Here is a 25,089-nt window from a genome sequence, read left to right as displayed (position 1 = left end):
AAGCCCGTTAACCAAGACGGGCTTTTTTATGTAGATCAAGCTGTACTGTTGTTCCTCGATAGCTCAGTCGGTAGAGCGCCGGACTGTTAATCCGTAGGTCCCTGGTTCGAGCCCAGGTCGAGGAGCCAAAAATTTTGAAAGGCCCGCATTCGTGCGGGCCTTTTCTTTTTCCGCGTCACATTTCTGCACGCCCGATCACAGCCCCGGGTCGATACTCTCGCCGCAATCCCGAACATGGCGGACGCTGTCCGCACTCGCCTGCAAAAGCCCGATGATCGGCTCGCCGTTATACGATGGCGATTTGCGGCATGCATCCCGCGCCTGCCCAGGCGCTCAATTTCTGGCGATCCCATGAAACCCACTTTGTTGCGCATCGCGCTCGCGGCGACCGCCGCGCTGCTGCTGCCTTCGGCACACAGCGAAGAAGTCGGCAGCGTCAATACCAACTTCCACGTCACGGGTTCCGACCGTGTGGTCGTAGAAGCCTATGACGATCCCGTGGTTCAGGGCGTGACCTGCTACGTATCGCGGGCGCGTACGGGTGGTGTCAAGGGGACGCTCGGCATCGCGGAAGATCCCACGGAGGCGTCGATCGCTTGCCGTCAGGTCGGCGAAATTCACTTCACGGGTCCTGTGAAGAAACAGGCCGACGTGTTTTCGGTGAGCATGTCGCTCATCTTCAAGTCGCTGCATGTGGTGCGCGTCGTCGACGCGAAACGCAACTCGCTGGTGTATCTCACCTACAGCGACCGGGTCGTGAGCGGTAGCGCGAAGAACAGCGTAAGTGCCGTGCCGATGCCGGCCGGCACGACGATCCCGCTCAAGTAAGCGCCCCGCCCTACGGAAAAACGCAGCCGGCCGATGCGATGGCGTGAATCGGTGGCATCAGGCGGTGGCAGGAAACTGTGGCACGACGCGCCGGCGTCAGTCAGTGGCCAAAAGCTGCGGCTTCCGGCAGCGACGAGAAGCTTGAGCACAAAGCGACGGCAGGCGTCTGCGGCTAAAAGATACCGGAGGAAACTAGCCGCCTCCCGCGGCGGCGAGAGGCGGCAGCACGAAACGTGCGACATCCAGCACCGGCGGAAAGCTACCGCACGAACCGGGCATCCCGCCGCCCGGAAGCACCGGCACGAGCCCCCGGCCGATGAAGCGCCGCCAGTCACGACGCGCTACACTGACCGGTCCTGCCGGACCCTCATCATGACCACCGCCCATCGTTTCCAGGATTCCGCCCGCTACTGGCGCACGCCGCTTCTGCCCGGTGCGGACCTGCTCACGGCCGAATATCACGATCACGAGTTCACGCCGCATTGGCACGACGCGTACACGATTCCGGTGATCGTCGCGGGCGCCGAGGGTTATCGGTACCTCGGTTCCGACTACGTGGCCGAAGCCGGCAGCGTGCCGATCATCAATCCCGGCGAGTTGCACACCGGCTCGAAGGCGGTCGAGGCAGGCTGGCGGTATCGCGTGATGTATGCGCCGGTGGATTTCATCCATTCGCTCGCCAATGAAGTCAGTGGCAAACCGCAGGCGTTGCCGTGGTTTGCGCCCGGCGTGATCCGCGATCCTGATCTGGCTAAGCGGCTCGCGCACGCGCATCGCCTGCTGGAGGCCGGCGCCGACGCGCTTGCCGCCGAGGCCGCCATGCTCGACGCGTTGTCCACGCTGCTGGTGCGCTATTCGCAAACGCGCCCGGCGCGCGCCCGCCTCGCCACCGACGACACACGCGTGGCGCTCATGCAGGAGTGCCTGACGGGCGATCTCGCCGAACCCGTCACACTCGCCGAAGTCGCTCAGGCGGTCGGGCTTTCGCCGTTCCACGCGGCACGTCTTTTCACTCAAACGACCGGCTTGCCGCCGCATGCATGGCGCAATCAGGTGCGCTTGCAGCGCGCGCTCGCGCCATTGCGCGCCGGCGTATCGGTCACGGATGTCGCCGCCGCCAGCGGCTTCACCGACCAGAGCCATTTCACGCGGCATTTCCGGCGGATGTTCGGCGTGCCGCCCGGACGCTGGCAAGGTGTCTGACAGGGCGTGGGTGTTGGCGTGGGTGTTGGCGTGGGTGTTGGCGTGGGTGTTGGCGTGGGTGTTGGCGGGACACTGGCGTTGGAGGCGAGCAGCGCGTCCGGCGGCCTCAAAGAGTCCAGCCGCTAAAGACAGCCTTAGCGCGAACGTTGCCGGCGACCTTTACCGCTGTTCCGGGCGCTCTAACCGCCAGAGACAACGCTAGCGCGAACGTTGCTAGCGACCTGTGCACGCCCGCTGCCTGGGACGCCCCGGCCGCCGGCGTCATCCCAGCACGAAATTTGCTGCCAACCTTTGCGCGCGCCGCCGCGTCGCTCATTCCGGCCGCACGACACGCCCCGGCGCGCAAGCCACCAACCAACGACATCGCCACGCGTCAGCGCATCGAGACACGCCCAGCCGCAAGAACGTACAAGCCCCGCTGGGCCGCCCCCGCTAAGCTTCCCGATTCAAGGAGGCAAGATTGACCCATTCCACCGCAGGCCAGCCCACAAGCCATGGCCATCTAAAAGAGTTCACCGCCGGCGCGCGCGACATCATTCCGATGATGGTCGGCGCGGCGCCTTTCGGCGTCATTTTCGGCACGCTCGTCGCATCCGGTCCGCTGCACCTCTGGCACGGGCAGTTGATGTCGCTCGTCGTGTTCGCGGGCTCCGCGCAGTTCATCGCACTCGGCCTCATCGCAGGTCACGCGAGTTTCGCCGTGATCTGGGCGACTACGCTGGTGGTCAATTTGCGTCACGTGCTGTACAGCGCCACGCTCGCACCGCACGTCGCGCATCTGTCGGCGCGCTGGCGCTGGGCGCTCGGCGCGCTGCTCACGGACGAAGTCTTCGCCGTCGCGTGGGAGCATTACCGGCACCGGGAGCCCGGCACGGTCGGCCCGCACTACTTCTTCGGCGCGGGTCTCGCCATGTACCTGAACTGGCAGATCTGGACCGTCGTCGGCCTGTTGTTCGGGGCGGCGTTTCCGGGATTGCAATCGCTCGGCCTCGATTTCGCGATGGTCGCCACCTTTATCGCGATCGTCGTGCCGCAACTCGTGGCGCTGCGCTATATCGCGGCCGCAGTGACCGCGGGCACGCTGGCCTTCTTCTGGCAGGCGTGGCCGTACAAGCTCGGGTTGCTCGGCGCGGTATTCGCGGGCGTGGCGATCGGCGTCCTGCTGTCGACCTCGCGCCCCAACCTGCGCGGCACGGGCAAAACCGCGGAGGCGTCCCGATGAACTACGTCGTTCTGATTCTCGGCATGGCGGCCATCACGTGGGTGATCCGCGCCGCGGTCTTCGTGCTCGGCGACCGGCTCGTGTTTCCGCCGCTTGTGCGCACCGCCCTCGGCTTCGTGCCGGTCACCGTGCTGACCGCGATCATCGTGCCGATGGCGGTTTCGCCGCACGGCAGCAATGCCGAACTGACCTGGCGCAATCCGCAACTCGTCGGTGCGCTGGCCGCGGTGCTCGTCAGCGCAGTCACACGTCGGCCGCTTCTGACCATTGCGGTCGGCCTGGCGGTGTTTTTTGTCTGGCAATGTATCGTGCTGAAATAGGTGCACGCCGCCTTCATGGCAGCATCCAGGTCGTCCGGCTTGCGACACGCAAGCGCATGCCGGGCGACGCTTCCCTCTAAAGCGGGCGCACCCGTCCCGCACGCCCTTAAGTTTCCCCCCGATCCGCCGTTATGCAGTCGAGGTCCGCTCGTCGGGATACGTCCCGCTGGTTACGCGGCAACAGGCAGGAATCAAGCGCGCCGGCATCGAACGTCGCGTCTCCCAAGGCCCGCGCGGCCGGGTGGCGCGGCGAAGCCGCGCGGCAGGACCAAACGGGATAACTCATGGGTCAAATCACCCTCACGCTCAAAGACGAGACCATTGCGACACTGCGCAAGGATTTCGACGCTTTTCTGCGGGTATCGCTGAAGCTCGATCCGCAGTTCGCGACGCCGTCGTTTGAGGATTTTTTGCGCGCCAAGCTGCTCGACAATATGGTGCCCCTGACCGAACACGCGGTTCAGCGGATGTTGCAGGGCGGCCAGTACGCTTGGGCCAAACGAACGCTCGACAAGGAGTTTCCGGACGTCGTCGCAATCCTGATGCGGCAGGCGGGCGAATTCGGCTTCGGTTTCGCGGCCCGCTCGGAATGGACGCCGGAAGAACTCGCCAAGCAATGCCGCGACTGGGCGGCGGCGATCGTCAAGGAAGCGGAAGGCGACGCCACGCTGGTCGACCCGCTCGCGGCGCAGATCAAGAGCGCGGCGCAGGACATTCAGGCGCTCGAGGAAGTCATGCAGACACCGGCCTGGCGGCTGGTGGAGTCGCTGCGCCAGCGCGTCTACGAGGCCAAGGTGGCGTGCGAAACGAGCGTGGGGAGCACCGCGCGCGAGAAGCTCGGCGAACTGCGCGGGCTTCTGCGGCTGGGCATCTCGCACGGCTCGTTCCAGAAACAGGAAGCGCAGCAGATCATGGAATTCCTGCGTTTGCTCAAGCCGGAGATTTTCGTCGAAGAGCCGTACGACGTGTTCTCGCGCATGGCGGCCTGGCTGCGCAACTTCTTCGTGCCGCCGCGTCCGGCCCCGCAGCAACAACAACGGCAGTCGCGCTGAAGCTCGAAGCCTTCAGAAACGAGCGCCGACTCACTGGCAGCCAACCTATCTGGTCGAAGCGCCGCGTGTCTTGCAGAATGACTCCGGCGCGCGTGCCCCGGCTGCGGGCCGCGACCCGCAGCCGCTGAAAAAACGTCATCTCCAATAGCGCGCCTCGCCAACGGTCTTTTTTCTCGCGCGGGCGCCCGGCGTCAAGCGGCGTCAATCGTGTCACGGCAGGCGCCGCGCCCGTAACGGCGGCACCCACCGCACTCTCAATCCCACATCTTCCTGAGTTTCGCCGCGATCTCGATCTTCGCCTGCGCGGCGGCGGCCAGCCCGGCCGCCGTGGGCGCGCTCGGAACCGGCATCCGCGGCCACGCGTAGGCGTCGAACAGCGGCATGAGATGCGCGGGAATAAAGCGCGTACGCGACGCCCACACGTGACGATCACCCATATGCGTCTGGTTGTGCACGTAAAAGCGCTGCGGCACGACGATATGCAGATCCTCTTTCGCGCGCGTCATCGCCACGTAGAGCAGGCGGCGCTCCTCGTCGATTTCCTCTTCGCTGCCAGTGCCGAGGTCGGAGGGAATGCAGCCGTCCACACCGTTCAGCACGAACACGTTGCGCCACTCCTGCCCCTTCGCGGAATGAATCGTGGAGAGGATCAGGTAGTCTTCGTCGAGCAACGGCACGCCGGATTCGTCGCTGGTGGCATCGGGCGGATCGAGCGTCAGCTCGGTCAGAAAGCGTTCACGCGACGCATACGTGCCCGCTATGCTCTCCATCTGCAACACGTCCGCATGACGGATCGCGGCGTCCTCGTGGTTGCGCTCGAGATGCGGCTCGTACCACCGGCGCACCATCTCGAACTCGGCGGGCCACGGCGTCTGGCGGCCGTACACGCTCGACATCAGCTTGACGAACGGATGCCAGTCTTCCTGCGCGCGAGCCGGCGCGGCGAAGGCCGCCAATGCGCCACCGGCGGTGTCGGCCGGATTGCCGCTGCCCGCGCGCGCGACGATCTCGTCGAGCACCTTGGCAGCCGTGGCCGGCCCCACGCCCGGCAGCAGCTGCACGACGCGAAAGCCGGCTACGCGGTCGCGCGGATTTTCCGCCCAGCGCAGCACGGCGAGCACGTCTTTCACGTGCACCGAATCGAGAAACTTCAAGCCTCCGAATTTCACGAATGGAATGTTGCGCCGGGTCAGTTCGATCTCCAGCGCGGCGCTGTGATGCGCTGCGCGAAACAGCACCGCCTGTGATTTGAGCTTCATGCCCTGCTCGCGCGCCTCGAGCACCTGTTCGACGATGTAGCGCGCCTGATCGGCCTCGTCGGCGACGCTCACGAGGCGCGGGCGCTGCGCCGACGCCTTGTCGGTCCAGAGATTCTTCGTGTAGCGCTCGCTGGCCAGTTCGATCACCGCGTTCGACGCCGCCAGAATCGGCGCGGTCGACCGGTAATTGCGCTCGAGCGTGACCTGTTTGGCCGGCGGGTCGAAATGCGCGGGGAAATCGAGAATGTTGCGCACGGTCGCGCCGCGAAACGAATAGATGGACTGGGCGTCATCGCCGACCACGGTCAGGCCGCGGCCGTCCGGCTTCAATGCGAGCAGGATGGACGCCTGCAGACGGTTGGTGTCCTGATATTCGTCCACCAGCACGTGATCGAAGCGCGCCGACAGGTCGGCGGCGATGACCGGCTCGGCCGCCATGTGCGACCAGTAAAGCAGCAGGTCGTCGTAGTCGAGCACGCTCTGCTTCTGTTTGGCCTCGACATAAGCCGCGAACAGCCTGCGCAGATCGGCTTCCCATTCACGGCACCAGGGGAACGCACTGTCGAGCACCTGGCCGAGCGACGCGCCGGTGTTCACAACGCGCGAGTAGATGGCAAAGCACGTGCCCTTGGCCGGGAAACGCCGCTCTTTCGCCGACAAACCGAGCTCGTGGCGCACCAGATTCATCAGGTCGGCGGAATCTTCGCGGTCGTTGATCGTAAAGGCCGGCGCGAGGCCGATCAGGTCTGCGTACTCGCGCAACAGCCGCGCGCCCACGCTATGGAACGTGCCCGACCATGTCAGCCCTTGCGCGAGCGCGGCTCGCGTGCCGAGCGCCGCGCCGGCGATGCGCGTGACGCGCCGGGTCATTTCGAGCGCGGCGCGACGGGAAAACGTTAGCAGCAGGATGCGGCGCGGATCGGCGCCGTTCACCACCAGATTGGCGACCCGGTGCGCGAGAGTGTTGGTCTTGCCAGAGCCGGCGCCCGCGATCACCAGCAATGCGCCGGGCGGCGCGGTAGGCGTGTCGGCGCCGTACTCGACGGCTTCGCGCTGCGCGTCGTTGAGCTTTGCCAGCCAGGCGGCGGTATCGAACGACGGGGATTCGGCGACGGAGAGCACGATCGGTTTGGACGTTAGGTGGATTCAGTACGGCGACGCATACTGTATATCCATACAACCCTCGTCGACAAGCGACCCTTTTTTCGGCCGCGCGCCCTCGGCGGCCGGCATCCCGAAGCATGACAATTGCGCGCATGAAAAATGGCCCGTGGCGTAGAAGCGCACGGGCCATTTCTGTGAAAACGCAACGCGGAGCCGCTCACACGTCGCCGCGAGGCCAGCGGTCAAGCCGGGCTACTGCGTCTTCGCGTCCTTCACATTGGCGTCGGCCTTGGCCTTATCGGCGTCGGCCTGAGCGTCGGTTTTCTTCTTGTCGGCCTTGGCTTGCGCGATGGACGCTTTCTTGTCCGCCTTCGACTGCTCCTTGGCCGCCTTCTTGTCGGCATGGGTAACCGGCGCCGCAGCCGGATCGCTAGCCTGCGCGAAGGCAACCGACGACAGGCAGCCCGCGATCAACGCGGCCGAAATTCTGGACTTCATGGACAGAGTGATATTCATGCGATACCTCCGTGAAACGAGATGCCTGGACCTTGCGATCCTTCAAACGCGATCGGTCAAGGCGGCGGCGTTGGCAACCTATGCCGCCCCGCCACCGCCTTGACGCTCAGCCTCGGTCTTAGTGCTTGACGTCGGCGCCGTCCGCCTGGACGCCGGCCTGGCCTTGCATGTCCATCTTCATTTCGTTGTTGGCGGCCTGCTTATCCGCCTTCTGGTTGATCTTTGCGCCGCGCACCTCTTCCTTGTACTGCGCCTTGGCGGCCTTCTGCTGGTCCTTCAGCTCGGCCTTGGATGCCTTTTTCGACGCGCGATATTCAGCGTTGGCCTTCGCATTGGCGTCGCGCTTCTGCACCAGCGGGTCCGTCGAACCCGACGCCGTCAGGCGCGCCGGGGGCGACGTCACCGGCTGCACGCCCTGCGCGGCGGGTGCAGCGGGCGCAACGTCGGCGCCTTGCATCTGGACTTGCGGCTGGCCGTTGACACCCTCGGCCGGTTGCGCAGTCTGCGCAACGGCTGCGGTGGCCGCGAACGCGGTCACGGCGGCGGTCAGGGCGGTATTGATCAGAAGCGTTCGAATTTGGGTCATGACTAATCCTCTCTAAAGTTGTTGTGACGCGGGCGACCTGTCCGGCGTTACGCATTCTCGAGCCGCTTTGCTAGCTTGCTCTGCGTGCCTCGCCCGGTCTGCTCGCTGCCAGATCAATCCAGCAGGCTTTACCACTGACCTGCACTTTACGAGTGAAGTTCGTGTCTTACGAACGGTGTTACGCAACGTTTCACTTTCTGACAATCACATAACATCTGCTTGCAGATGCTCACGCAAAGTCGGCGCACACCTTGAACTTCATCCAGGGCAAGCTTCTGGCTTATGATGCGAACCCCTTGCCTGAAGGCGCAAACGCCATGCCCAACCTAGATTTCACCCTCACCTGCGACTACGTCGAACTGCATAATCTGCTGAAGATAACGGGGCTCGCGGACAGCGGCGGCTCGGCAAAAATGATGGTGGCGGACGGTGCTGTCACCGTAGACGGCCGGGTCGAAACGCGTAAAACCTGCAAAATCCGCGCGGGCCAGGTCGTCTTGCTCGGCGACACGCGGATTGCGGTTCACGAAGCCTGACGCAACGCCCCGCCGCTCTGCGGTTTCCGAAAACTCGGAGGAGGCGCGCGCACCAAAATCGTGCCTTCTCCATCGACAGCGCCGCGCCTAAGCAATAAGCTGTCAGTTTCGACAGACAAACAATCGGCTGACACGCCGGCTGGCGGTTGCTTCGTGCGCTTGTTTCGTACGATTGCCTCGTGCGTTCACCAAGGCCCGCCGAACCGCTGCCCTCGCCACCGCCCGCGCGACTACCGCGCCCGCCGTCGCGCTGTCGCCACTTCCGCTGCCAAGCGCTCCATGACTCAATCCGGCTTCACCCGGGTGGCCGCCCGGCCGCCGACCCTGACCCGCCACGCGGCGGACACTGCCCGCCTCGCCGCGCCGCTCGCCATTGCGCAGCTCTCGCAAATGGCCATGGGCGTGACCGACACGATCCTGCTCGGCTCGCTCGGCCCCGACGCGCTCGCGGCCGGCGGCCTCGGCGCGAACCTGTTTTTCGTGGTGGTCACGCTGCTGCAAGGCGTGCTGACCTCCGTCAGCGTGAGCGTGTCGCACGCGCGCGGCGCAGAGGACGAGGGCCGCGTGCCGCACATCTACTGGACCGGTTTCGTGCTGTCCGTGCTGCTGTCGGTGCCGGCGTTCTTCCTGCTCTCGTTCGCCACGCCGATCCTGCTCGCTTTTGGCGAACCCGCGCTGCTCGCGCACAACGTCGGTGAGTACGCGGCGGTGCTGCGCTGGGGGTCGCTCGGCAGCCTGATCGGCGTCGGCCTGATGCGCTCGTTCCTGCCGGCCATCGGCGCCGCCAAACGGCTGTTGTGGGTGTCGCTCGCGAGCGTCGGCGTGAACGGGTTTCTCAACTACGGGCTGATTCACGGCGCCTATGGTTTGCCGCGGCTCGGCTTTCTCGGATCGGCGGCCGCGACTTCCATCACCGTCTGGCTGAGCGCGCTCGTGCTGATGGCGCTGTTGCATTTGCGGCCGCGCTACCGGCACTTCGTCGTCGCCACCCGGCCGAACGTGCCGTTGATGGGCGAACTGTTCGGCATCGGCTGGCCGGTCGCGATCACCTATGGTGTCGAATCGACGCTCTTTCTCGCCACCGGCCTGATGGTCGGGCTGCTCGGCGAGTCGCAACTGGCCGCGCATCAGATCGCGCTGAACGTCGCCTCAGTGGCCTTCATGGTGCCGCTCGCGATCGGCCAGGCGGCCAACGTGCGAGTTGGCTTCTGGTCCGGCGCCGGCCAGCCGCTCGCCGCGCGCCATGCGGGGTTTGTCGCGCTGGCGCTCGGCGTCGCCTTCATGACGCTGTCGGGGCTCGTGCTGATCGCCGCGCCGCACTGGATCGTCGGCCTCTATCTGCATCTCGACGACCCGGCCAACGCGGCCACGGTCGCGCTCGCGAGTTCGCTGCTCGGCGTGGCGGCGATCTTCCAGATCGTCGACGGCATGCAGACAGTCGGTTCCGGCTGTCTGCGCGGCCTGAAAGACACTCGTGTACCCATGATCGCCGCCGCGTTCGGTTACTGGGTGATCGGTTTCCCAACCGGCTACACGCTGGCGTTTCACTTCGGTCTCGGCGCGCGCGGCTTGTGGTGGGGACTCGCCGCCGGTCTCGCGAGCGTCGCGCTGCTAATGACGCTGCGCTTTCACAAACTGAGCCTGCGGCGCGTGCCGGCCAATCCCGTTTGAACGATGCCCGACTGGTTGCACGCGCAACCACCGGTGCACGGGAAATTCGCCACGAACGGTAAAATACCGTGTTACGGCTAATGGACGCGCACCCGCGTCCATTAGCCGAAAACCCACTCGCGCGCCTCAAAAAGGCCCGCGCAGCCCGAAGGCTCATCACCCGCCATCACGGCTTGCCGCGCTCACGCGGCAGACTCCCGCAAGCGCGCCGCCGACGGCGGCGTGCCGCCCGACCGACCCTGCTTCTCGCGATAAAACATAATCAAGGAACACCTCTCATGCTTGCCCGCGTCACCCGTCTCTTCCCGCTCTGGGCCGTGCTCGTTTCGATTGCCGCGTACTGCTCGCCCGCCTCGTTCTCAGGCATCGCGCCGCACGTCACCACGCTGCTGACCATCATCATGCTGGCAATGGGCGTCACGCTCTCCGTGGCCGATTTCCAGCGTGTCTTCACGCGGCCCGCGCCGGTGATCGCCGGCATCGTGCTGCACTATCTCGTCATGCCGCTCGCCGCGTGGGTGATCGCCAAGGCGTTGCGCATGCCGCCGGACCTCACCGCAGGCATGGTGCTAGTGGGCAGCGTGGCGAGCGGCACGGCGTCGAACGTGATGATCTACCTCGCGCGCGGCGACGTTGCGTTGTCGGTGACGATCAGCGCGCTGTCGACCCTCGTCGGCGTATTCGCGACGCCGCTGCTCACGCGTCTTTACGTGGACGCCTCGATCGCCGTCGACGTACACGGCATGCTGATGAGCATCCTGCAAATCGTCGCGTTGCCGATCGTGGTCGGCCTGATCGTCAATCATCTGTTCGGCAAAATCGTGCGCAAGATCGAACCGGTTCTGCCGCTGATCTCGATGGTCGCGATCGTGCTGATCATCGGCGCGGTGGTGGGCGGCACGCAGAAGAGCATCGCCTCGGTCGGCCTCGTGGTGATGCTGGGCGTGGTGCTGCACAACGGCATCGGTTTGCTCGGCGGCTATTGGGGCGGGCGTCTGCTCGGCTTCGACGAAGCCGTGTGCCGCACGCTCGCCATCGAAGTGGGCATGCAGAACTCGGGCCTCGCCGCGACGCTCGGCAAGCTCTATTTCACGCCGATCGCGGCGTTGCCCGGCGCGCTGTTTTCGGTGTGGCACAACCTGTCGGGCTCGCTGCTCGCCGGATACTGGGCAGGACGTCCCGCGAAAGGCTCGACGCATATGGACGGTGAGCAGGTGTTGAACGCCGAACGCGGGTAACAGCGCGCGCGTCGCGCTGGCTTCGCGATCCCGGCGCGCGCCGGCATTGAATTTCGGGTTCTGCCGATACGTTCACGACGCATCCGTAGAACCCGCAACGCGAGCGCCGCATCGCGAGATGCATCGGCCAGGCGGCGTATAAGATCAAAAAGCAGAACAACAACCAGAACAACAACCAGAACAAAAACCCGCCCGCCTGATTCCCCTTAGAATGCATTTCTCGACAGCGTGAATAGCTCGCGCGCTGTCGCCATGAGAAGCCTGCAAACAAGGGGAGAAAGCGTGCCGTCGCATCCAGATAAAAGCAGAGCCGCACCGCAACGCCAGTGCGCGTTCAGCACACCCCAGCGTAAGAACGCCTGGGGCACCACGAGACATTTCTTCCTGCTGTGTTGCGCAACGGCACTATTGACCGCCTGCGCCACCAAGCCGCCGGCCACCGAGTTCGACCGTCACATCACGCACGCCCTGCCCGTCACGGAAACCACGCCGCTTCGCACGGCACTCGCGCCGCTCGAAGCCGCGCATCCGGATCAATCCGGTTTCCGGATCCTCCCGAACGGCACCGACGCCTTGCAGATGCGCATTGCGCTCGCACGCGCCGCGACCCGAACCCTCGACATGCAGTACTACATCGCGAACGAGGACACCACCGGCAAGCTGCTGCTCGGCGCCGCGCTATTTGCGGCCGATCACGGCGTGCGGGTGCGCATGCTGGTCGACGATCTCAACTTCAAGGACATCGACCGCGTGATGGCGGGCTTGAACTCGCACGAGAACATCGAAATACGCGTCTTCAATCCGTTCGGCAGCGCGCAGGAAGGGATGTTCGAACGCACCACGAACGTGTTCACGCAAATCGGCCATTTCACGCGCCGCATGCATAACAAGGCGATGATCGCGGACAACCAGCTGGCGATCGTGGGCGGCCGCAATCTTGGCGACGAATATTTCAGCGCGAGCGAAACATTGCAGTTCCGCGACCTCGACGTGCTCGCCGCCGGCCCGATTACCGCCGACGTCTCCGCGAGTTTCGACGACTACTGGAACAGCAGCATCTCCTATCCGTTGCGCGTGCTGAACAAGCAGAAGTTCGACGCGAAGGAATTGGACCAGACACGCGACGAGTTGCGCCAGCACTGGCGCACCAACGCCGATCCGTACAACGCGAAGCCGCTGAACGCCACCCCGCTCGCCTCGCAGATCGCCAAGGATCAACTCGGCCTGACCTGGGCGCGGGCGGAGTTCAAGGCGGACCTGCCGGAGAAGATCGTGCATCCGTCGCCGGACTATGTGAGCCCGCCGATGCAACGGCTCGGCGAATTGATGCGCGACGCGCAGAAAGACTTCCTCGTCATTTCGCCTTACTTCGTGCCACACGAAGCCGGTGTGAAGACGGCCGGCGAACTGACGCATCGCGGCGTACGCATTGCCGTGCTGACCAATTCGCTCGCCGCCACCGACGCCGTCGCCGTGCAGGCCGGCTACAGTCCGTTTCGCGTACCGCTGCTGCAACAGGGCGTCGAGTTATACGAATTCAAGCCGCAGCAGAACATGCCGAGCGTGGGCTTCGCGGGCTCGCGTTCGCGCGCCAGCCTGCATGCCAAAACGTATGTGATCGATCGCAAGATTCTGGTGATCGGCTCGATGAACCTCGACCCGCGTTCGGCCAATCTGAACACCGAACTGGCGCTGGTGATCCACAGCCCGCCGCTCGCCGAACAGGTCGCGCAAATCTTCGAACGCGCCACGAGCCCGGAGGAAAGCTATCGCGTCACACTCGCCGACGACGCGCAACTCGCGTATCTGCGTTCGATCGGCGCGCCGCTCTCCCCGCTCGTGTGGACCGACGTCGAAGACGGCACGCGCCGCACCTACATTTTCGATCCCCAGGCCGGTTTATACCGGAATGCGCTAACAGGTCTATTCTCCCTATTGCCCGTCAACGCAGAACTTTGAAGCGGAGTTGAACATGACTGAAGACGTACGATTGGAGCGCGACACGTTCGGCGAAATCGCCGTGCCGAACGCTCGTCTATGGGGCGCGCAAACTCAGCGCTCGCTGCAGAATTTCCGCATCTCGACCGAGAAGCAATCGCCCGAACTCATCACCGCGCTGGCCGTCATCAAGCGCGCCGCCGCCGAAGTCAACCTCGGCCTCGGCGTGCTCGACGAGAGCAAGGCAAAGGCGATCATGCAGGCCGCTGACGAGATCATCGACGGCAAGCACCCGGAGGAATTTCCGCTCGCCGTGTGGCAGACCGGTTCCGGCACGCAGACCAACATGAACCTCAACGAGGTGATCGCGAACCGTGCAAGCGAGCTGCTCGGCGGCGAGCGCGGCGAAGCGCGCAAGGTGCATCCGAACGACGACGTGAATCGCGGCCAGTCGTCCAACGACGTGTTTCCGACCGCCATGCACGTGGCCGCGGCCTATGCGATCGTCAAGCATCTGCTGCCGGCGCTGAAGACGCTGCGCGACACGCTCGACGGCAAGGCGAAAGCGTTCGTGGATATCGTGAAGATCGGCCGCACGCATTTGCAGGACGCCACGCCGCTCACACTCGGTCAGGAGTTTTCGGGTTACGTCGCGCAACTCGAACATGGCATTCGTCACGTCGAATCGGCGCTGCCGCATCTGTACGAGCTCGCGCAAGGCGGCACGGCGGTCGGCACGGGTTTGAACGCGCATCCGCAGTTCGCCGACAAGGTGGCCGCGGCAATCGGCAAGCTAACCGGCTTGCCGTTCGTCTCGGCGCCGAACAAATTCGAAGTGATGGCCGCGGCCGACGCGCTGGTGTTCGCGCATGGCGCGTTGAAAACGGTGGCGGCGAGCCTGAACAAGATCGCCAACGACGTGCGCTGGCTGGCAAGCGGCCCGCGCTGCGGCCTCGGCGAACTGTCGATTCCGGAGAACGAGCCGGGCAGCTCGATCATGCCGGGCAAGGTCAATCCGACCCAGTCCGAAGCGTTGACGATGCTGTGCTCGCAGGTGTTCGGCAACGACGTCGCGGTGAATATCGGCGGCGCGAGCGGCAACTTCGAATTGAACGTGTTCCGGCCGATGATCGCGCACAACGTGCTGCAATCGGTGCGTCTCCTCGCCGACGGCGCGCACAGCTTCAACGACAACTGCGCGGTCGGCATCGAGCCGAATCACGAGCGCATCGATACCCTGCTCAACGAATCGCTGATGCTGGTGACGGCGCTCAATCCGCACATCGGCTACGACAAGGCCGCGAAGATCGCCAAGAAGGCGCACAAGGAAGGCACCACGCTGAAGGCGTCGGCGCTCGCGCTCGGGTTCGTCACCGAGCAGCAGTTCGACGAATGGGTGCGGCCGGAAGACATGGTCGGGCATTCGTCGGCGTGATCGGCCGCGCCGCTGCGCCGGGGCCGCCGGATCGAGTGGCCCGGCCAGCGTACGTTGAGCCGCTACGGTGATTTGGACACCGTGACTGGAAGTACAGCAACAGCAGGCCGCGCGAACACAACATTCGTGCGGGCCTGCGAGCGGCGCTTCAGGGCGCCGCTTAAACCTTGCCCTGCGCCACTTCTTCCGGCTTCAGTTCGACGATCGCGTCGAGCGCTTCCTTCACGTCCATCGCGTACCGGGCAAGGCGCTTCTGTTCGTCCGTCTCCGGCACGAAGGCCGGCACGGGCACGGGCTGGCCATTCTCGTTGACGGCGACCATCACGATCAGGCAATCCGTGGTTTGCAGCAACTCGCCGCCCTTCGGGTCGCCGGCCTGCACCGAAACGTGAATGTGCATGCTGGTGCGGCCCGTCGCCACGACCCGCGCGCGCAACTCGACCAGATTGCCGACCAGAATCGGCCGACGAAAACGGATATTGCCCACGCTGACCGTCACGCAATAGCGCCCGGACCACACCGCTGAGCACGCGTAAGCGGTCTCGTCGATCCACTTCATCAGCGCGCCGCCATGCACCTTGCCGCCGAAGTTGACCGAGGTCGGTTCGGCAAGAAAGCGAAAAGTGGTTTCGGAACGGTCCAGCGGCGCTGCGGCAGGGGTGCTCATCTTGACTCCGGTCAATCGATGCATTGAAAGGAGGCGATTATACGAGCGCAATATTGACCTCGTCTCCCGCGCCGGTTGAGGCCAGCGTCAGATCCGGCGAGAGTGCGCCTTGAGCTTTTCGAGGCGCGCTGGTTTCGCGTCCGCGATCAACTTGCCTCGACAAGCTCGGAAGCGCTCTCGCTTCGCGGCGGGCTGGCCGACATGAAACGCTCGCGATAATCCAGCGGCAGCACGCCCAAACGCCGTAAAAACGCCCGCCGCAGATTCTGTTCACTGCCAAAGCCACAGTCCAGCGCAATCCGCTTGAGCGGCCGGCGCGATTCGGCGAGCGCCCGCGAAGCCGCTTCGAGCCGCAGCGCCGAGACGGTTTTCGCCGGCGTGCGACCGACCTCGTCGACATAGCGGCGCGCAAAGGTGCGCGGGCTCATGCGGATTCGCTCGGCGAGCCGCTCGACCGACAGGTCGTCGCGCAGATGCGCCGCCATCCAGCTGTGCAATGCGTCGAACGGACCGTTCGCCGAGGCCTGTGCCGCCAGCGCCGCGCTGAACTGCGACTGACCGCCGGGCCGCTTCATGAAGACCACCAGCCGCCGCGCGGCCTGCATCGCAACGGCGTGGCCGAGGTCCTCCTCGATCAGCGCCAGCGCCAGATCGATGCCCGCCGTCACGCCCGCCGAAGTCCACACGACGCCCTCGCCTTCACGGCGGCCCACATCGCGGATGAAGATCGGATCGGCGTCCACCTGGACGCTGGGAAAGCGCTGCGCGAGGTGCGGGGCGTCGCGCCAGTGCGTGGTAGCGCGGCGGCCGTCGAGCAGGCCGGCCGCCGCCAGATAGAACGCGCCGGTACACACCGAGCACACGCGCCGCGCTCGCGGGGCATGCCGTCTGATCCATGCGACGAGTTCGGGCTGGAGTGTGCAGTGCTCGTCGACCGGGACGCCGGGAATGATCAGCGTGTCGATCGGCTGGTCGTCGAGCGACTCGAGCCGCTCGGTGACGATCGGCAGACCGGGGAAAGTCTGCAATATGCCGCCGTCGATCGAGGCGACCGTCGTGCGATAGGCCACGGCTTGCGCCGGGCTGCCGGTCGAACCGGCCGCTCTACCCGAGCCGCCCGCGCTGGCACTTTCAGCAGGATTCACGACGCCGGAAGCACCGCCACCGGCGTTCCCGGCAACCGTCAACTCCGCGCGCCAGAACGCCTCCAACGGCCCGCAGGCGTCGAGCAGCACCAGATCCGGCGCGACCGCGAACACAATATGACGCGCCACCATCAGGACATCTCCCCCGCCACCTGCCGCCTGCGCGACCACGCGTAGCCCAACGTGGCGAGCCCCGCCGCGCCGAGCAGCGGAAATATCGCGGCATTGATCGTCGCCCAGCCGAAGCGGGCCAGCAATTGACCCGCGAACAGCGAGCCCAGCGCGGAGAATGCGAAAGTCGTGAATTCGCTGGCCGCCTGCGTCTTGGCGCGCTCCGACGGCCGGTACGATTGCGCGAGCAGCGTCGAGCCGCCGACGAACATGAAATTCCAGCCCACGCCGAGGCAAGCAAGCGCCGCGTAGAAATGCGGCAGATCGGTCGAGCGCAGGGCGAGTACCCCGCACAGCGCCGACAGCGCGATGCCCACGCCGATCACCGGCAGCACGCCAAAGCGTTTGATCAGCCGCGCGGAAAACAGCGACGGCGCGAACATGCCGACCAGATGCCACTGGATGATCGCCGCGCCGTCACCGATCGTGTGGCCGCAGGCGAGCGCGGCGATCGGCGTGGCGGTCATCACGAACATCATCACCGCATAGCCGAGCGCATTGTTGGCGAGCGCCGCCGCAAAGATCGGCTGCCGCACGATTTCGCCGAGCGGCCGCGCCGCTTCATGACTCGCCGCCGTGCTCACGGCCGGCGCCGCGTCGCGATACAGCAGCGCCAGCAAGGCGACCGACACCAGCCCCAAAACCGTCACGAGCGCATAAGAACCCGCGAACGCGACCGGCGCCAGCCAGTCTTTGCTCCATGCGGCAAGAAGCGGTCCGCAGACGGCGGCCACTACGCCGCCCGCCAGCACGGTTGAAATCGCGCGACTTTTGTCTTCTATGCCGACGGCGTCGGCTGCGGCCAGCCGGTAATACTGCGCGAACGCCTGGAATACGCCGACCGTCGCCGTGCCGGCGCAAAAAAGCCAGAAACTGTGGTGAAAGATCGCCCATACGGAAACCGCACCGCCGAGCGCACCGACGCCCGCGCCCAGCACGAAACCCGCGCGGCGGCCAATGCGTGCCATCAGGAAAGACGCGAAGATCGTCGTCAGCGCGGCGGCGACGGTAATCAGGGAGAACGGCAGCGTCGCGAGGGCCTTGTCCTCGGCGAGCGTGTAGCCCACGAGGCCGGTCAACGTCAGATCGATCGATACGGATGAGGTGTACAGCGCCTGGCACACGGCCAGCACGCGTGCGGCGCGGCGGTCGTGCGGATCGGCGTCGCGCAGGCCGGTGGAATGGGCGGGAAAGGTCGAAGCGGCGGACGGTGGCATCGATAGGTTCCGGGCGGCGGACGTGAGATGGCCTGATCGTCACACGAGCGCCGTTGGCAGAAATGCCAATGATGCATCAATTTCTGCCAGCCGCTGCGGTTGTCCGCGGTCGTCCGCGGTTATTTGCGTAAGCGCCGGCGAGCTGCCTATTTGCGCACCGTGACGCCTTCGTCGATCGTGCCGTACATGGTGATGCTGCCGGTGCCCGCGCCCGAAGACGAACCAGCGCCGCCCTGCGCACAGGCGCTGATCAGCAGGGCCGCGGCAATGACGGCGAGAAGAGTTTTCATGGCAACGTGTTCCTGCAAGGACAGACAACAATTCTAGCCTGGCGGGTCTGCGCGGCATCGAAGCGCCGGCTGGGACGCTCGCTTTCGCTGAAGGCCCGCGTCTTCGCCGGGTTTTCGTAGCTGCCGCATTCGACAGTTCACGCTAAGCTGAAACATCGAATCGCCTGGCCCGATACAGTGGGCTGCATGGCGCCCTGCCCGCGCCGCCCCAGGAGACGTCAAATGACCGCCACCCTCGCAGACGAACAGAACCATTTTCCCGGCCTGAGCCGCATCGGCGCGCTGCTCGCCGATCCCGGCCGAGCCGCTATGCTGTGGGCGCTCATGGACGGCAGCGCCCGCCCGGCCGGCGAACTGACCATGATCGCCGGCCTCTCGCCCTCCGCGGCCAGCGCCCATCTCGCGCGTCTGACGGACGGCGGCCTGCTCGCGCTCGAGGTGCGCGGCCGGCATCGCTATTTCCGGATTGCGTCGCCCGACATCGCCGCGTCGATCGAAGCGCTTGCCAACGTCGCGCAGGTCAGCGCGTCGCAACGTCCGGTGCCGCGCCCCGTGCGCACCGTGCCGCTCGACATGCGCTACGCGCGCACCTGCTACGACCATATGGCGGGCGAGCTGTCGGTGCGCGTGTTCGAGCGGCTGGTCGCGCGCGGCCTGCTGACGCTGCACGGCACGTCGCTGGAGGCCACCGCCGACGGCGCCGCCCGCTTCGCCGACTGGGGCATCGACATGTCGGCGCAGAAAAGCCGGCGCCGCCGCTTCGCCTGCACTTGTCCCGACTGGAGCGAACGGCGTCCGCATCTGGGCGGCGCACTCGGCGCGGCACTGCTCGACTCGTGGTCGTCGCATGGGTGGGTCGAACGCACGGAGCGGCCGCGAATCCTGCGCATCACGCCGGCCGGGCATCGGCATTTCGATGCGTTCCTCGCCGCCTGATGCGCGCCTGAAGGTCCGTCGCGCTTACAGGACATCGGCAATCCGCTTACGAATAACCTATCGGGACCTTTTTCGAGATCTTTTGTTACACGGTGGCAAGGCGGCCTTACAAAAGTGGGGGCCTTGAAACAATCGCCACAGGTAGAGTGACTGCACGGATGCCGCAAGATGCCGCGTTCGTCGGAGATAAATCATGAGAACAGTCACCCCAGACCACCATTCGAACCGCCGGGTCATCGGCTATACGTTGATCGCAGCCGCCGCGTTCCTGTTTGCGGCTCAAGCCACCTTGGCGCAGGAAATCCAGCAAGCGCCGCAGGCCGCCGCCGCATCGCAAAACACCGATCCGCCCGGCCGTGTCGCGCGCCTGAACTACACGGCAGGCACCGTGACCACGGAACCGGCCGGCGCCACCGACTGGTCCTACGCGCAAATCAACCGCCCGCTCACCACCGGCGACCAGCTGTGGAACGATCAGAACGCCCGCTCGGAGCTGCACATCGGCTCGACCGCGGTGCGCCTCGGCCAGTCCACCAGCCTCGACCTGCTGAATCTCGACGACAACAGTGCCCAGCTCAAAGTCGCTCAGGGCACGCTGTCGGCCCGCGTGCGGGAACTCGCGCCGGGCTCGTCCTATGAAATCGACACGCCGAATCTCGCGCTCGGCCTGAACGGACCTGGGGACTATCGCGTCGACGTCGCGCCGGACGGCAGCAGCACCACTGTCACCGTGCGCAGCGGCAGCGCGACGGTGTACGGCGACAACGGCCAGGTGCCGGTTGCGGCCGGCCAGCAGATCCGCTTTGGCGGCACCAACCTCCAGCAGGTCGCCGACAATGGCGCGCCCGGCCTCGACGGCTTCGATCAATGGGCCGCGAGCCGCGACGCTGCCGAAGACCGCTCGGTCTCGGCGCGCTACGTGTCGCGCGACATTCCCGGCTATCAGGATCTCGACGCCAACGGCACGTGGCAGAGCTCGCCGCAATACGGTGAAGTGTGGGTGCCGCGCGGTACGCCCGCCGGCTGGGCGCCGTATCACGACGGCCATTGGGTATGGCAGGCGCCGTGGGGCTGGACCTGGGTCGACGACGCGCCGTGGGGCTTCGCGCCCTACCACTACGGCCGCTGGGCACAGGTCGACGACACGTGGGCGTGGGTGCCGGGACCGGTCGCGGTCAGCGAGCCGCCCGTCTACGCACCTGCTCTCGTCGCCTTCGTGGGCGGCGGAGGCGGCGGCGTGAACTGGGGTGTCGATCTGGCGATCGGCGGAGCGGTAGCAGCGGGCGTCGCGTGGTTCCCGCTCGGCCCGGGCGAGCCGTGGCACCCGCATTGGGGCGATCACGATCACTGGAGCCCCGGTTACTACAACCGCGTCAACCAGACGACGATCGTCAACAACTACAACCGCAACGTGAATGTGACCAACATTCACAACACGTATATCAACTACCGCGCGCCGGGCGGCGTGACCGCGATGCCGGCGACAGCCTTCGTACATGGTCAGCCGGTCGGACGCTTCGCCCAGAAGGTCGATCCGCGGCAATGGCGCAACGCGCAGATCAACCCGGGCGGCCCGGGAATCGCGCCGGTGCGGGAGAGTTTCGGCCCAGGTTTGCGCAATGCGAACTACCGGCCGCCTGCGGCGGTAATGGCGCGCCCGGTGGTAGCGACACGTAGTCCGGCGATGCCGGCGGCTTACCACGACAGCCTCGCTCAGCGGTTCGCACAAAGCGGCGGACGGGTGTCGGGCGCCGGCCAGCCTATCGTGCGGACTTCAGTGCCGGCGCATATGGCGGGCGGTCCGAGCGCGCTGCCGGTGCAGAACGTGCGGGTCGTGCAGTCGCATATCGCGGGACGTGCGCCTGGGATGGCGGCGGGCGCGCCGGGTGGGCCTGGCGCCGGACAGCAGATGGGACAGCGGCCGGGTGAAGGTCCGCGTGGCGGCATGCAGCAGGCTGGGCAGCAACCGGGTGAGGCGCCGCATGGCGGCATGCAGCAGGCTGGGCAGCGGCCGGGTGAGGCGCCGCGTGGCGGCACGCAGCAAGCTGGACAGCGGCCAGGCATGCCGCCGCAAATGGCAAACCAGCGCCCGGAGCCTCAAGAGTCGCAACGTCCGTCGAACGGTGTGCCGCGTCCGCCGCAAGCGAACGGCGGCAACCCGGGCGGCAACCCAGCGGCGTGGGCGCAGCAACAGCAGCGCGGCATGCCGCAACAGGCAGGTCAGCAGCCGGCCATCAACGAACGCCACGAGCCGGCCTGGACACAGCCGCACACGCCGATGGCCCAGCAGCACGGCGGTGCGCAACAACAGGCTGGGCGGCCGGATACCGCTCCACAGCCCGGCGCTCAGCCACAGGGAAGACTGCCGGAGATGGCGCAACAACAGCACGGCGCGCCGCATCCCGCGGAAAACCCGGCCGTGCAGCAGCAACAGCAGCAGGGGCTTCATGCGCAGCCACAGCCGCAGGCGCAGATGCAACGTCAGCCTGAGCAGCAGATGCCGCGTCCAGCGCAAGTTGAGGCGCAACAACCGCGTCAGGAATATCATCCGCAGCCCATGCAGCAGGCGCCGCGTCAGGAGCCACGTCCTGAGCCGCGCCAGCAACAGGTGCAGCAACAGCCGCGGCCGGAGTTTCATCCGCAGCCTCAGCAGCAGCCCCGACAGCAACAGGCGCAGCAACAACCTCGGCCGGAGTTTCATCCGCAACCGCAGCAGCCTCGGCAGGAATCACGGCCGCCGCAGGCTCAGCAGCCCCATCCTCAAGCGCAGCCGCAGCACGCCGAACAGCATTCAGGTGGCGGAAACCGCGACGAGCATCACAAAGGCTGAGCACCTCCGGCTTGCGTTTGCAGCCTGCATGAAAAAACCCCCGCGATTCGCATCGCGGGGGTTTTTTCTTCATGCGGACCGGGCAGCTTGCCCGCCGACGCTCAAACGGCCATTGGCGCAGTGAGCGGCTCGTGATGCCGGTAGCCAACCAGCGAGAAATCCGACGGCTCGATCTTTTCGAGCCATTCCGGCTCGTACACGCCGGTTTTTGCGTACTCCGGCACGCGATCCGAAATCGCGAAAGCCGGGCTTTCGTACGGCTCGCGCGTGAGTTGCTGCTGCAACATGTCGAGCTGATTCTCGTAAATGTGCGCGTCACCGATGAAATAGGTGAACCACCGCGGCGTATAACCCGTCAGACGACCGACCAGGTGCAGCAACGCCGCGCCTTCGGTCAGATTGAACGGCGTCCCCAAGCCCACGTCATTGCTGCGGATATAAAGGCACAGCGAAATTTCCTTGCGCACCACGTTCGGCACGAACTGGTAAAGCAGGTGGCAAGCCGGCAGCGCGATCTGATCCAGCACCGCGGGGTTCCACGCATGAAACAGAATGCGCCGGTCCGCCGGGTTCTGCATGATCGTGTCGAGGCATTGGCGCAACTGGTCGATCGCTTTGTACAGCAACACTTTGCGGCTGCCATCTTCTTCGAACTCGGTCACCACCTGGAAGCCGCGCGCGGTCGCGTCGGCAAGCTGCGCGCTCGCGTCTGCGTTCAACACCTTGTAGGCCGGCCACTGGCGCCACTGCACGCCGTACACGTCGCCGAGATCGTCCGGGCCTTCGCGATAGGGATTGGCGAGCCACTGCGGATTCTGGTTGGCGTTCGCGTCCCACACCTTGCAGCCGAGGTCGCGGAAATCCGCGGCGCTGCGCGAGGCGCGCAGAAACCCGACCAGTTCACCCACCGCCGATTTGAACGCCAGCTTTTTCGTGGTGACCGCGGGGAAGCCTTGCTGAAGGTCGAAGCGCAACATGGCGCCCGGCATGCTGATCGTGCGGATGCCAGTGCGGTTCTCCTGCCACGTGCCGGTGTCGAGAATCGTGCGGACGAGGTCGAGGTATTGTTTCATTCGGGTTCCTTCGACGCGGCGCCTGCCGGGTAAATCCGGGCGCCACGGGGATTGAGCGGAAAACCCGATTTTAACAAGCGCAGCCAGACGGCGCCCGGTCGGGGCGCGCGGGATCGAAATTATCTCGGGAAAAGGCGGACGCAGATGGCGCACCCGGACGGCGCGCCGCCGATCACAGCGCGGCTAATGCGCCCTGCATCAATCGCTGAAGTCGCTCTAATGGCCGGCGCAAACCACGCGGCCCGTCAAACGATTTACAGGTGCGGCACCGAAGCCGGCAAATCGCCGTGCGGCGAAGCGAGCGGCTCGCCCTCCATATGCCGCATGCCATGCGAGCACAAGAGCCGGTACAACGTGACGCGTGAGATGCCGAGTTCTTGAGCCGCGTCGCCCAAACGCCCGCGGTGGCGCAACAGAGCCAGCTCGATCGCCTGACGTTCGGCCGCTTCGCGCGCCTGCGCGAGCGAGACCGGCACGATCTCCACATATTCGGCGAGCTCCAGATCGCGCGCCGTGATCGCGCGGCCTTCGGACATCACGATGGCGCGCCGCACCCGGTTGATCAACTCGCGCACGTTGCCCGGCCAGCCGTAGTTATGCAGCGCCGCGATCGCGTCCGGCGCGAAGCCGCGCAAGCGGCGGCTCGCATCTTTCTTGAAACGTTCCAGCATGTGCCGGGCAAGCAGTTCGATATCCTTACCACGCGCGCGAAGTGGAGGTTCGTCGATCTGCAGCACGCAGAGGCGGTGATACAGGTCGGAACGGAAACGGCCTTCGATCATCGCCGCCGTCATATCCACGTGCGTGGCCGAGATAATGCGCACGTCGACATCGACCGCGCCGTGCCCGCCCAGCCGCTCCACTTTGCGCTCCTGCAGAAAGCGCAGCAGGCTCGCCTGGCTTTCGAGCGGCAGATCGCCGATTTCGTCGAGAAAGAGCGTGCCGCCGTTGGCCGCTTCCACCCGGCCGATCTTGCGCTGATTGGCGCCGGTGAACGCGCCGCGCTCATAGCCGAACAGTTCGGATTGCAGCAGATGCGGCGGAATTGCGCCGCAGTTGATCGGCACGAACGGCGCGTTGCGCCGGGCCGAGCGTTCGTGAATCGCGACAGCGGTCAGTTCCTTGCCGGTGCCCGATTCGCCCGAGATGAACACGGGCGCATCCGTCATTGCCACTTTGCGGATCGAACGGAACAGCGCGAGCATGGCGTCGCACGAGCCGACCATTTCGCCTTCGGCGCCTTGCGATGCGTCGTTGGAAGCCGGCTCGCCCAAGGAAATCATGCCGTATGCGTGACCCACCGAGTCGACGATCCTGTCGCCCGAATACGGCACGGTCACATAGTCGAAACAATAGTCGCGTACGAGCCGGCGCAACGCGGCGTCCTGCAGCTGACCCGGCATGGTGGCCGCGACCCAGCCGACGTTCGGCATGGTCAGGCACGATTCGAACGCAGCGATTTCGTGTGGCTGAAAATCGCTAGAGAGATCGAGCAGGCCACCCGCCGCCATTCCGGCGCGAACCGCCCGGCGCACGTCGCGCGCCGACCCCACCACTTCGACCTGCCAGCCGCGCTGATGAAACCGAGTATTCAGCTCCGCGCTCGGATCGCGCGAAACGTAAATCAGTTGTCGCGTTGCGGGTTCCATTATTCAGATCCTCTCGTCAACGAACGTTAAGGATGACGCACGCACCTGAACCGAATTCAGACACGCTGACTCATTCGGGATTCGCGAAATAGCAAAAACCGAACGGGCATTCCATTCCGTGCGGACAGCTGATCCCCAAGAAAGCGGCGTGTGTGTGATTGAGACGGCCCTTTGGTGGGCTTTTTTAAATCTGCAGCTCTTTT

The 25,089-nt window shown here is 65.5% G+C and carries 21 protein-coding genes and 1 tRNA gene; 13 read left to right on the top strand and 9 right to left on the bottom strand.

Annotated elements, in window-relative coordinates; all coding sequences use genetic code 11:
• Positions 1-52 precede the first annotated feature (52 nt).
• From P0D68_RS23305 to P0D68_RS23280, 6 genes are all read left to right on the top strand, one after another.
• A tRNA-Asn gene (locus P0D68_RS23305) sits at positions 53-128 on the top strand.
• Positions 129-351: 223 nt separating this feature from the next.
• Positions 352-828 carry a CreA family protein gene (locus P0D68_RS23300; RefSeq protein WP_091792538.1) on the top strand — a complete coding sequence of 159 codons (477 nt, stop codon included), beginning with the start codon at positions 352-354 and terminating at the stop codon, positions 826-828.
• Positions 829-1,200: 372 nt separating this feature from the next.
• Positions 1,201-2,031, top strand: a complete 831-nt coding sequence (locus P0D68_RS23295) for an AraC family transcriptional regulator (RefSeq protein ID WP_408300261.1) — start codon at positions 1,201-1,203, stop codon at positions 2,029-2,031.
• Positions 2,032-2,491: 460 nt separating this feature from the next.
• Positions 2,492-3,253: an AzlC family ABC transporter permease gene (locus P0D68_RS23290; protein WP_408300259.1), complete on the top strand. Its 762-nt coding sequence runs from the start codon at positions 2,492-2,494 to the stop codon at positions 3,251-3,253.
• Positions 3,250-3,573, top strand: coding sequence for an AzlD domain-containing protein (locus P0D68_RS23285; protein ID WP_091792535.1), 324 nt, complete (start codon positions 3,250-3,252; stop codon positions 3,571-3,573). The genes P0D68_RS23290 and P0D68_RS23285 overlap by 4 nt, the downstream gene beginning before the upstream one ends.
• Before the next feature lie 284 nt (positions 3,574-3,857).
• Positions 3,858-4,625 carry a DUF4088 family protein gene (locus P0D68_RS23280; protein ID WP_091792534.1) on the top strand — a complete coding sequence of 256 codons (768 nt, stop codon included), beginning with the start codon at positions 3,858-3,860 and terminating at the stop codon, positions 4,623-4,625.
• A 254-nt stretch (positions 4,626-4,879) separates the two neighbouring features.
• Here the strand turns inward: P0D68_RS23280 and P0D68_RS23275 are convergent, their stop codons facing one another.
• From P0D68_RS23275 to P0D68_RS23265, 3 genes are all read right to left on the bottom strand, one after another.
• A complete protein-coding gene (locus tag P0D68_RS23275; RefSeq protein WP_408300257.1) occupies positions 4,880-7,006 on the bottom strand; it encodes an ATP-dependent helicase in 2,127 nt (708 codons plus the stop codon).
• 234 nt (positions 7,007-7,240) lie between these two features.
• A complete protein-coding gene (locus P0D68_RS23270; protein WP_408300255.1) occupies positions 7,241-7,504 on the bottom strand; it encodes a hypothetical protein in 264 nt (87 codons plus the stop codon).
• Between the two features lie 118 nt (positions 7,505-7,622).
• On the bottom strand, positions 7,623-8,090 hold the full coding sequence (locus P0D68_RS23265) for a hypothetical protein (protein WP_408300253.1): 468 nt from the start codon (positions 8,088-8,090) through the stop codon (positions 7,623-7,625).
• 317 nt (positions 8,091-8,407) lie between these two features.
• Between P0D68_RS23265 and P0D68_RS23260 the strand changes: the two genes are divergently transcribed.
• The 5 genes from P0D68_RS23260 to fumC all read left to right on the top strand — a co-directional run bounded on the left by P0D68_RS23260 (position 8,408) and on the right by fumC (position 14,908).
• Positions 8,408-8,626 (top strand): RNA-binding S4 domain-containing protein, encoded by a 219-nt coding sequence (locus P0D68_RS23260; protein ID WP_408300428.1) that lies wholly within the window; start codon positions 8,408-8,410, stop codon positions 8,624-8,626.
• Between the two features lie 279 nt (positions 8,627-8,905).
• Entirely contained in the window at positions 8,906-10,297 is a 1,392-nt protein-coding gene (locus P0D68_RS23255) for an MATE family efflux transporter (protein WP_091792530.1), read from the top strand.
• A 278-nt stretch (positions 10,298-10,575) separates the two neighbouring features.
• A complete protein-coding gene (panS, locus tag P0D68_RS23250; RefSeq protein WP_091792529.1) occupies positions 10,576-11,535 on the top strand; it encodes a ketopantoate/pantoate/pantothenate transporter PanS in 960 nt (319 codons plus the stop codon).
• A gap of 252 nt (positions 11,536-11,787) precedes the next feature.
• Positions 11,788-13,494, top strand: a complete 1,707-nt coding sequence (locus P0D68_RS23245; RefSeq protein WP_408300250.1) for a phospholipase D family protein — start codon at positions 11,788-11,790, stop codon at positions 13,492-13,494.
• A gap of 13 nt (positions 13,495-13,507) precedes the next feature.
• Positions 13,508-14,908: a class II fumarate hydratase gene (fumC, locus tag P0D68_RS23240; RefSeq protein ID WP_408300249.1), complete on the top strand. Its 1,401-nt coding sequence runs from the start codon at positions 13,508-13,510 to the stop codon at positions 14,906-14,908.
• A 160-nt stretch (positions 14,909-15,068) separates the two neighbouring features.
• Here fumC and P0D68_RS23235 read toward each other — a convergent pair whose 3' ends face one another.
• From P0D68_RS23235 to P0D68_RS23220, 4 genes are all read right to left on the bottom strand, one after another.
• Positions 15,069-15,575: an acyl-CoA thioesterase gene (locus P0D68_RS23235; RefSeq protein WP_091792527.1), complete on the bottom strand. Its 507-nt coding sequence runs from the start codon at positions 15,573-15,575 to the stop codon at positions 15,069-15,071.
• A gap of 146 nt (positions 15,576-15,721) precedes the next feature.
• Complete coding sequence (locus P0D68_RS23230) at positions 15,722-16,852, bottom strand: GlxA family transcriptional regulator (RefSeq protein WP_408300246.1); 1,131 nt, start codon at positions 16,850-16,852, stop codon at positions 15,722-15,724.
• Entirely contained in the window at positions 16,852-18,108 is a 1,257-nt protein-coding gene (locus P0D68_RS23225; protein ID WP_091792525.1) for an MFS transporter, read from the bottom strand. The genes P0D68_RS23230 and P0D68_RS23225 overlap by 1 nt, the downstream gene beginning before the upstream one ends.
• A gap of 146 nt (positions 18,109-18,254) precedes the next feature.
• Positions 18,255-18,398 (bottom strand): hypothetical protein, encoded by a 144-nt coding sequence (locus P0D68_RS23220; protein ID WP_177204935.1) that lies wholly within the window; start codon positions 18,396-18,398, stop codon positions 18,255-18,257.
• Positions 18,399-18,620: 222 nt separating this feature from the next.
• On the opposite strand from P0D68_RS23220, the gene P0D68_RS23215 reads away from it, so the two are divergent.
• Both P0D68_RS23215 and P0D68_RS23210 read left to right on the top strand, forming a co-directional pair.
• Positions 18,621-19,334 (top strand): ArsR/SmtB family transcription factor, encoded by a 714-nt coding sequence (locus P0D68_RS23215; protein ID WP_091792524.1) that lies wholly within the window; start codon positions 18,621-18,623, stop codon positions 19,332-19,334.
• A gap of 193 nt (positions 19,335-19,527) precedes the next feature.
• Positions 19,528-22,164, top strand: coding sequence for a DUF6600 domain-containing protein (locus P0D68_RS23210; protein ID WP_408300243.1), 2,637 nt, complete (start codon positions 19,528-19,530; stop codon positions 22,162-22,164).
• Between the two features lie 101 nt (positions 22,165-22,265).
• Here the strand turns inward: P0D68_RS23210 and P0D68_RS23205 are convergent, their stop codons facing one another.
• Positions 22,266-23,237 (bottom strand): thymidylate synthase, encoded by a 972-nt coding sequence (locus P0D68_RS23205; RefSeq protein ID WP_408186928.1) that lies wholly within the window; start codon positions 23,235-23,237, stop codon positions 22,266-22,268.
• 254 nt (positions 23,238-23,491) lie between these two features.
• A complete protein-coding gene (locus P0D68_RS23200; RefSeq protein WP_408186927.1) occupies positions 23,492-24,886 on the bottom strand; it encodes a sigma-54 dependent transcriptional regulator in 1,395 nt (464 codons plus the stop codon).
• Positions 24,887-25,089 lie beyond the last annotated feature (203 nt).

The sequence above is a fragment of the Paraburkholderia sp. RL17-380-BIE-A genome (assembly GCF_046028085.1).
GTDB lineage: Bacteria > Pseudomonadota > Gammaproteobacteria > Burkholderiales > Burkholderiaceae > Paraburkholderia.
The sequence above is the reverse complement of the archived record's forward strand: the minus strand, read 5'-3'. Positions and strand labels throughout refer to the sequence as shown.

What these genes read in the sequence shown, in the direction of transcription:
- P0D68_RS23300 (WP_091792538.1), top strand. Translation starts at nt 352, where the DNA reads ATGAAACCCACTTTGTTGCGCATCGCGCTCGCGGCGACCGCCGCGCTG.
- P0D68_RS23295 (WP_408300261.1), top strand. Translation starts at nt 1,201, where the DNA reads ATGACCACCGCCCATCGTTTCCAGGATTCCGCCCGCTACTGGCGCACG.
- P0D68_RS23285 (WP_091792535.1), top strand. Translation starts at nt 3,250, where the DNA reads ATGAACTACGTCGTTCTGATTCTCGGCATGGCGGCCATCACGTGGGTG.
- P0D68_RS23280 (WP_091792534.1), top strand. Translation starts at nt 3,858, where the DNA reads ATGGGTCAAATCACCCTCACGCTCAAAGACGAGACCATTGCGACACTG.
- P0D68_RS23270 (WP_408300255.1), bottom strand. Translation starts at nt 7,504, where the DNA reads ATGAATATCACTCTGTCCATGAAGTCCAGAATTTCGGCCGCGTTGATC.
- P0D68_RS23265 (WP_408300253.1), bottom strand. Translation starts at nt 8,090, where the DNA reads ATGACCCAAATTCGAACGCTTCTGATCAATACCGCCCTGACCGCCGCC.
- P0D68_RS23260 (WP_408300428.1), top strand. Translation starts at nt 8,408, where the DNA reads ATGCCCAACCTAGATTTCACCCTCACCTGCGACTACGTCGAACTGCAT.
- P0D68_RS23255 (WP_091792530.1), top strand. Translation starts at nt 8,906, where the DNA reads ATGACTCAATCCGGCTTCACCCGGGTGGCCGCCCGGCCGCCGACCCTG.
- panS (WP_091792529.1), top strand. Translation starts at nt 10,576, where the DNA reads ATGCTTGCCCGCGTCACCCGTCTCTTCCCGCTCTGGGCCGTGCTCGTT.
- P0D68_RS23245 (WP_408300250.1), top strand. Translation starts at nt 11,788, where the DNA reads ATGAGAAGCCTGCAAACAAGGGGAGAAAGCGTGCCGTCGCATCCAGAT.
- fumC (WP_408300249.1), top strand. Translation starts at nt 13,508, where the DNA reads ATGACTGAAGACGTACGATTGGAGCGCGACACGTTCGGCGAAATCGCC.
- P0D68_RS23235 (WP_091792527.1), bottom strand. Translation starts at nt 15,575, where the DNA reads ATGAGCACCCCTGCCGCAGCGCCGCTGGACCGTTCCGAAACCACTTTT.
- P0D68_RS23230 (WP_408300246.1), bottom strand. Translation starts at nt 16,852, where the DNA reads ATGGTGGCGCGTCATATTGTGTTCGCGGTCGCGCCGGATCTGGTGCTG.
- P0D68_RS23225 (WP_091792525.1), bottom strand. Translation starts at nt 18,108, where the DNA reads ATGCCACCGTCCGCCGCTTCGACCTTTCCCGCCCATTCCACCGGCCTG.
- P0D68_RS23220 (WP_177204935.1), bottom strand. Translation starts at nt 18,398, where the DNA reads ATGAAAACTCTTCTCGCCGTCATTGCCGCGGCCCTGCTGATCAGCGCC.
- P0D68_RS23215 (WP_091792524.1), top strand. Translation starts at nt 18,621, where the DNA reads ATGACCGCCACCCTCGCAGACGAACAGAACCATTTTCCCGGCCTGAGC.
- P0D68_RS23210 (WP_408300243.1), top strand. Translation starts at nt 19,528, where the DNA reads ATGAGAACAGTCACCCCAGACCACCATTCGAACCGCCGGGTCATCGGC.
- P0D68_RS23205 (WP_408186928.1), bottom strand. Translation starts at nt 23,237, where the DNA reads ATGAAACAATACCTCGACCTCGTCCGCACGATTCTCGACACCGGCACG.
- P0D68_RS23200 (WP_408186927.1), bottom strand. Translation starts at nt 24,886, where the DNA reads ATGGAACCCGCAACGCGACAACTGATTTACGTTTCGCGCGATCCGAGC.